The 5,877-nt window shown below is 73.6% G+C and carries 7 protein-coding genes and 2 pseudogenes; 6 read left to right on the top strand and 3 right to left on the bottom strand.

Going from position 1 to position 5,877, the window contains the following annotated elements; genetic code table 11:
- Window positions 1-94: pseudogene (locus tag ABZ749_RS27540) on the top strand (ABC transporter permease); the annotation flags it as partial.
- On the opposite strand, the pseudogene ABZ749_RS27545 reads toward ABZ749_RS27540, so the two are convergent.
- The 3 genes and pseudogenes from ABZ749_RS27545 to ABZ749_RS27555 all read right to left on the bottom strand — a co-directional run.
- Window positions 94-885, bottom strand: a pseudogene (locus ABZ749_RS27545) (RIO1 family regulatory kinase/ATPase); the annotation flags it as partial. The pseudogenes ABZ749_RS27540 and ABZ749_RS27545 sit on opposite strands and share 1 nt — an antisense overlap.
- A gap of 213 nt (window positions 886-1,098) precedes the next feature.
- On the bottom strand, window positions 1,099-1,743 hold the full coding sequence (locus tag ABZ749_RS27550) for an HAD family hydrolase (protein ID WP_357232909.1): 645 nt from the start codon (window positions 1,741-1,743) through the stop codon (window positions 1,099-1,101).
- Between the two features lie 65 nt (window positions 1,744-1,808).
- The gene (locus ABZ749_RS27555) at window positions 1,809-2,669 is read right to left on the bottom strand and encodes a carbon-nitrogen hydrolase family protein (RefSeq protein WP_357232911.1); all 861 of its coding nucleotides are present in this window, start codon (window positions 2,667-2,669) and stop codon (window positions 1,809-1,811) included.
- Window positions 2,670-2,746: 77 nt separating this feature from the next.
- Between ABZ749_RS27555 and ABZ749_RS27560 the strand changes: the two genes are divergently transcribed.
- The 5 genes from ABZ749_RS27560 to ABZ749_RS27580 all read left to right on the top strand — a co-directional run.
- Window positions 2,747-3,319: a helix-turn-helix domain-containing protein gene (locus ABZ749_RS27560; RefSeq protein ID WP_355009969.1), complete on the top strand. Its 573-nt coding sequence runs from the start codon at window positions 2,747-2,749 to the stop codon at window positions 3,317-3,319.
- A gap of 81 nt (window positions 3,320-3,400) precedes the next feature.
- Window positions 3,401-4,324, top strand: coding sequence for a TIGR04222 domain-containing membrane protein (locus tag ABZ749_RS27565; protein ID WP_357232913.1), 924 nt, complete (start codon window positions 3,401-3,403; stop codon window positions 4,322-4,324).
- On the top strand, window positions 4,321-5,139 hold the full coding sequence (locus tag ABZ749_RS27570; protein ID WP_357232915.1) for a DUF692 domain-containing protein: 819 nt from the start codon (window positions 4,321-4,323) through the stop codon (window positions 5,137-5,139). Before ABZ749_RS27565 ends, ABZ749_RS27570 begins: the two co-directional genes overlap by 4 nt.
- Window positions 5,136-5,681, top strand: a complete 546-nt coding sequence (locus ABZ749_RS27575; RefSeq protein ID WP_357232917.1) for a hypothetical protein — start codon at window positions 5,136-5,138, stop codon at window positions 5,679-5,681. The genes ABZ749_RS27570 and ABZ749_RS27575 overlap by 4 nt, the downstream gene beginning before the upstream one ends.
- A partial coding sequence (locus ABZ749_RS27580) for an SDR family NAD(P)-dependent oxidoreductase (protein WP_357232919.1) occupies window positions 5,666-5,877 on the top strand: 212 nt, incomplete at its 3' end. The genes ABZ749_RS27575 and ABZ749_RS27580, both read left to right, overlap by 16 nt.

Here is a 5,877-nt window from a genome sequence, read left to right on the forward strand (position 1 = left end):
CCAGGCGCTCGCCGGCGAACGGCCGGTGACGCCAGCGCAGCGGGCCTACCTCACCGAGAAGTACAACCTGGATCAGACGGGCGTCGGCGGCTTCACCACGTCGACCACCTGCGGCAGGTCGATCACGACCAGTCGACCCTGGTGCACGAGCAGGTTGTACGGCGACAGGTCGCCATGCGCGTAGCCGGCCCGCGCCAGCACCCGCAGCGCCTCCACCAGTTGGGCCCACAGGTCACGCAGCTCGGTCGGGCCGGGTCGCAACTGGGCCAGTCGGGGTGCCGCCTCCCCCGACTCGGCGTCACCGACGAACTCCAGCATCAGCTCGGTGCCCCGCAACTGCACCGGGTACGGCACGGCGATGCGGTCGTGCCCGGCGCCGATCTCCCAGAGCCGGCTCAGCGCGGCGAACTCGGCTGCCGCCCAATGCCCGGCGATCATCTGCCGGCCGAACGCCGTCCGGCTGGCCATCGCCCGGTTCTCCCGGGACCGGCGCACCCGACGGCCCTCCAGGTAGCCGGCATCGCGGTGGAACAACCGGTGCTCGGGATCGCGGTAGCGTTTCACCGCGAGCAGACAGGACCGGTCGGTGTCCGGCACGGCCCGACGGACCAGGTGGACGTCCGCCTCCTTGCCGGTCTTCAACACACCCAGCTCGGTGTCCTTGGCGGCCAACTCGGTGACCAGCCAGGCGGGGTGCGGCTGTGGCCCGTGCACGGCGTCGTCCCAGGACGACCAGCGCTCGCCGGTGTCCGGGTCAGGTTCGCTGTCCGGGTCTGCGAGCGGCTCGGTGGGCCGCCCGCGCTTCAGAAACTGCTGTTCGTCGTCGTCGAAGCGGCTCTTGCCGCGGCTCCGGCGCTCAAGCGCCGGAAGGTCATGATCGCGCACTGTGGTGAGGTTCCCTTGGTCGAGGCTGAGATAGGCAGCTGGAAGCGACCTGCAAAGACGGCCATGACCCGCCTCCTCTCCTCGACCGGGCACACGCCCGGGATGCACCATGCGCGGACAATGCTCGTACGACCCAGTCGGCCGGTCAACCGAATTACCGGGCCGCCACCCGAACGACCGCTCGGACGTACGGCCGGCAGCGCGGGATAACCCTCAGCGGGCCAGGACGGTGGCGACCGCGGCGATCAACCCGTCCACGGTGCGGCTCGGCGCAAACCGGACGTCCGACCAGGTGCGCCCCCGGTGCAGCCAGACGCTGGGCAGCCCGACGGCGGCGGCCCCGCCGATGTCCGCCTCCGGGCTGTCGCCGATCACCCACGCCCCCCGCAGCGGCATCCGGACCCGCTGGGCGGCGAGCGCGAAGATTCTCGGGTTGGGCTTGCTGACGCCGGCTTCCTCGGAGATCACCCAGTCCGCGACGTACTGGTCCAGCCCGGTCCGGCGAATCTTGGCGTCCTCGACGCGTACGGTGCCGTTGCAGACCACCACCGGCACCCAGCCGGCGTCGTCGGCGATCCGCAGCGCGCAGGCGGTCAGCGGGTCGAGCCGGGTCTGCGCCACCACCCCGTCGTGCAGCTCCTCGACCAGGTCGATCGAGGGAATCCGCAGCTCGTAGCGGTCCCGGATGGCGTCGGCGAGGTCCCAGCGGTCGGTCAGACCGTCGGCGTCGATCGAGATCAGCCAGTCGATGTCGGTGTGGGGCGCGCCGATGCTGTCCAGGAAGCGCTCACCCCAGCGGCGGAACGGCCCGGCCCGATCCAGCAGGGTGTTGTCCAGGTCCAGCAGGAGCAGTGGCACTCGGGCACCCTACGGGACCGACGTGTCTGTTAACAGATGCGGCGGGTATCGAGCTGACGGCAGGCTCAGCCAGGCATCGACAGCCGGGCGCCGCCCTGGTCCGGCAACCGATCGAGAAGCATCGAGTGGGCCGTCCGGGTGGCCGCGAGCACTGCGGGATCCAGCGTCGCCACGAGCACCGCCGTGCCGTCGTCGGGGCCACGGGCCAGCACCCGCCCCTCGGGATCGTAGATGGCCGCACCGCCGTTGAACCGCCACGGATCGACGCCGCCGACCGCGTTGGCGAAGACCACGAACATCGTGTTGTCCAGGGCACGTGCGGCGTAGTAGAGATCCCGGCGGTGCTCGGAGCCGGCCAGGTATCCGCTGGGACACAGGTAGGCGTGCGCGCCGTCGAGGGCCGCGGCCCGGCCGTGCTCGGGGAAACAGCCGTCGTAGCAGATGCCGAGCCCGAGCCGCCAGTCGTCGACGAGCAGCGTGGCACCCCGGCCGCCGGGGCTGAACAGCTCCCGCTCGTCGCCCCACAACTGCTGCTTGTCGTACCCGACCCGCACCTCGCCGGTCCGGTCGACCACCAGCGCCGCGATGGTCCGCCGGCCGTCGGGGTGCCGGACGGCCGCGCCGACCACCGCGGTGACGCCGGCCTCACGCGCCGCGACGCGCAGCGGGTCGAGCCGGGGCTCCGCGACCATCCCGGCCGGGTCGGCCGCGACGTCCGTGCCGGCCGGGTCGGCGGCGAGAACCGGCGGGTGGTACGCGCAGAGGAACAGCTCCGGCAGGACGGCCACCCGCGCGCCCCGCTCACCGGCCTGGATGACCAGGTCGGCGGCGATGACCGTGTTGCCGGCGACGTCGCCCGGTGTGGGGGTGGCCTGGATGGTGGCCACCGTCAGCGGGGAGTTGGGCAGGGTGTGGGGCTGGGTCACCGGGCGATGGTAGTCGGCAACATCCCAAGCCGTACGTACGGTTTGCGTGCCCCGAGCTGACCTGCGACGATCGACGTGTGCCCAGAGTAAGCCAGGACCAGCTCGACGCTCGCCGGCAGGAGATCCTCGCCGCGGCCCGGGCGTGTTTCGCCCGGCTCGGCTACGAGGGGGCGACCGTACGCCGCCTCGAAGAGGCCACCGGCCTGTCCCGTGGCGCGATCTTCCACCATTTCCGCGACAAGGACTCGCTCTTCCTGGCCGTCGCCGAGGACGACGCCGCCGTCATGGTCGAGACGGTGGCCCGCAACGGTCTGGTGCAGGTGATGCGCGACCTTCTCGCTCGCGCCGTCTCGCCGGACACCACCGGCTGGCTGGGCAGCCAACTGGAGGTCTCCCGTCGGCTGCGCACCGACCCGGCGTTCGCCAAGCGCTGGGCGGAGCGGTCCGCCGCGATCGCCGAGGCGACCCGGGACCGGCTGGCCCGCCAACGCGACGCCGGGGTGCTGCGCGAGGACGTCCCGATCGACGTGCTGGCCCAGTTCCTGGAGCTGGCCTACGACGGCCTGGTGCTGCACCTGGCCATGGGCCGACCGGCCGGCGACCTGGGCCCGGTGCTCGACCTCGTCGAGGAGGCGGTCCGCCGGCACTGACCGCGCGCACACCGGTCTGTCGACCGTGGCGAGGCTGCTCCACAATGGGTCCGCCGATCCCTCCGGTGACAGGAGCAGTCGATGACCGTCCACGCCGCGTCCGGCGACACCTGGGGCATCTCCGGCCCGACCTTCCTCCGCTACTACATCGCCGCGGCCATCCTGGTGGTGGCGATCGTGGCGTACCAGCGGTTCCGTCTGGCGGTCGGGTCGAGCGGTGCCATGACCGCCGATCCCCTCGGACCACAGCAGGTCGCGTACCTCAACGGTGGCCCCCAACTCGCGGTGCACGCGGCGCTCGGCGGGCTGCGCGGCAGCGGCGCGGTCGGCGTACGACCGGACCGCCGACTGACCACCGTCGGTGCCGCACCGACCGGGCTCACCCCACTGGACCAGGCCATCCACTGGGCAGCCCACCAGCACTCGCGGGTCCGGGACCTGCCCCAGGACGAGCGTGTACGCGTCGCGCTGCACCAGATCCGCAACGGCCTGGAGGAGCGCGGGCTGCTGACCAACGACGCGCAACGCGCGCGGGCCCGCTTCTGGGCCACGCTCCTGATCGCCCTGCTGGGTCTCGGTGTGCTCCGGTTGGTCTCCGGCCTGTTCAGCGGCCGCCCGGTCGGCTACCTGCTGCTGACCCTGGTCGCTCTCCTGATCGTCACGCTGGTGCTGCGTCGGGTCCCGATGCTCACCCGGGCAGGTCGGGCCGCCCTGCGCTCCGTCCGCCGCCAGCACACCCACCTCGCCCCCGCCTCCGCGCCGGCCTACGCCACCTACGGAGCGGCCGGCGCGGCGATGGGCGTGGCCCTGTACGGCACCGCCTCGCTCTGGGCGCTCGACCCTGGCTTCGCCGAGCAGGCCGAGATCCAGCGCCAGGCCGCCGCCGGTAGCGGCTGGTCCGGAGGGTCCGACGGATCCTCGGGCGGTGGTGACAGCTCCGGCTCGGACGGCGGCAGCTCCTGCGGCGGCGGAGGCGGGTGCGGCGGCGGGGGGTGCGGCGGATGACCGGCCCGTCCGGCGTCGGCATCGGCTGGCGGCCGGAGATCGCCGGTTTCGTGGCCGAGCTGCCCGGCCTGCGCTTCGTGGAGGTGGTGGCCGAGGGGGTGCCCGCTTCCGGGCCGCTTCCGCCCGGCCTGACCCAGCTGCGGGACCGCGCGGTGACCGTCGTACCCCATGGGGTGCGGCTCTCTCTCGGCGGCGCCGAGCCGGTCGACCCGGCCCGGGTCGCGCACCTGGCCGCGGTGGCGCAACGCCTGGACGCCCCGCTGGTCAGCGAGCACATCGCGTTCGTCCGGGCCGGCGGTCTGGAGGCCGGCCACCTGCTGCCGCTGCCGCGCAGCCGGGAGGCCGTCGACGCGGTCTGCGCCAACGTCGCCCGGGCACAGGCCGAGCTTCCGGTGCCGATCGCGCTGGAACCGATCGCCGCGCTTGTCGACTGGCCCGACGACGAGCTGACCGAGGCGGACTTCCTCACCGAGATCCTCGACCGGACCGGAGCACTGCTGCTGCTGGACGTGGCAAACGTGCACGCCAACGCCCGCAACAGGGGTGCCGACCCGCTGGCGTTGCTGGACCGCCTGCCGCTGGAACGGGTCGCGTACGCCCACGTGGCCGGCGGCGCGGAACACGGCGGTTTCTACCACGACACCCACACCGACCCGGTGCCGACAGCGGTGCTGGAGCTTCTCGGCGCGCTCTGCGCCCGACGGCGACCGCCGGCCCTGCTGCTGGAGCGCGACGGCCACTATCCGCCGGCCGTCGAACTCCGCGCCGAACTGGACGCCCTGGCCGCCACCGCGGGCTTTCCGGCCGTGACATGACGGGCACCCCAGAGGGCGGCAGCGCGCCGACGCCCCGCGTCGGGCTGGCCGAACGGCAGGCCGAACTTGTCGCGGCGCTGGTCGCCGGGGGTGAGCCACCGGCGGGGTTCGCGCCGGGCCCGCTGGCCGCCACCCGCGCGGCCCTGCTGCGCAAACGGGCCGGCGAGGTGGCCCGGCACTGGCCACTGCTCGCCGCAGGCCTCGGTGCCCGCTGGTCGACCGCCTTCGCCGAGTGGGCCGCCCGGCGACCCACCTGTGGATCGCTGCGCGACGGTTGGGACCTGGCCCGGGCGCTGCGCGCCCAGCAGGCGCTCCCCCCGGCCGCCGCCGATGAGTTGGCCGTCCGGGAGGCACGCCTGCGCTACGACGGGCTTCGAGCGCCGCGCCCGCGCCGGGCGCCAGCGGTGGGCCGCGCCGGCGGCGCCGTCGCGCTGCAGATAGCCGGCCGGGTACGCCTGCTGCGCCCCGCCCCACGGCTGTCCACCCGTGCTGGCGACGGGTTACCGGATGCGGCAGGATCGGAGTTATGGATCTCGGACTGACCGACCGCGTGTACGTCCTCACCGGCGCCTCCCGCGGTCTGGGTTACGCGACCGCACAGAGCCTGGTCGCCGACGGCGCGCGGGTGGTGCTCTCGGCCCGCCGCGAGGATGCCCATCACCGCGGCGATGGCGTAGCCCTGCCGGTTCTGCCCGACCATCCGGCCGAAGACCCGGGGCAGGCTGAACGGAATCAGGA

It is taken from the genome of Micromonospora sp. NPDC047753, from assembly GCF_040642735.1.
Taxonomy (GTDB): Bacteria; Actinomycetota; Actinomycetes; order Mycobacteriales; family Micromonosporaceae; genus Micromonospora.

Bases quoted from the DNA above. Each gene is read 5' to 3' on its own strand.
- ABZ749_RS27565 (WP_357232913.1), top strand. From the start codon at position 3,401: ATGACCGTCCACGCCGCGTCCGGCGACACCTGGGGCATCTCCGGCCCG.
- ABZ749_RS27570 (WP_357232915.1), top strand. From the start codon at position 4,321: ATGACCGGCCCGTCCGGCGTCGGCATCGGCTGGCGGCCGGAGATCGCC.
- ABZ749_RS27575 (WP_357232917.1), top strand. From the start codon at position 5,136: ATGACGGGCACCCCAGAGGGCGGCAGCGCGCCGACGCCCCGCGTCGGG.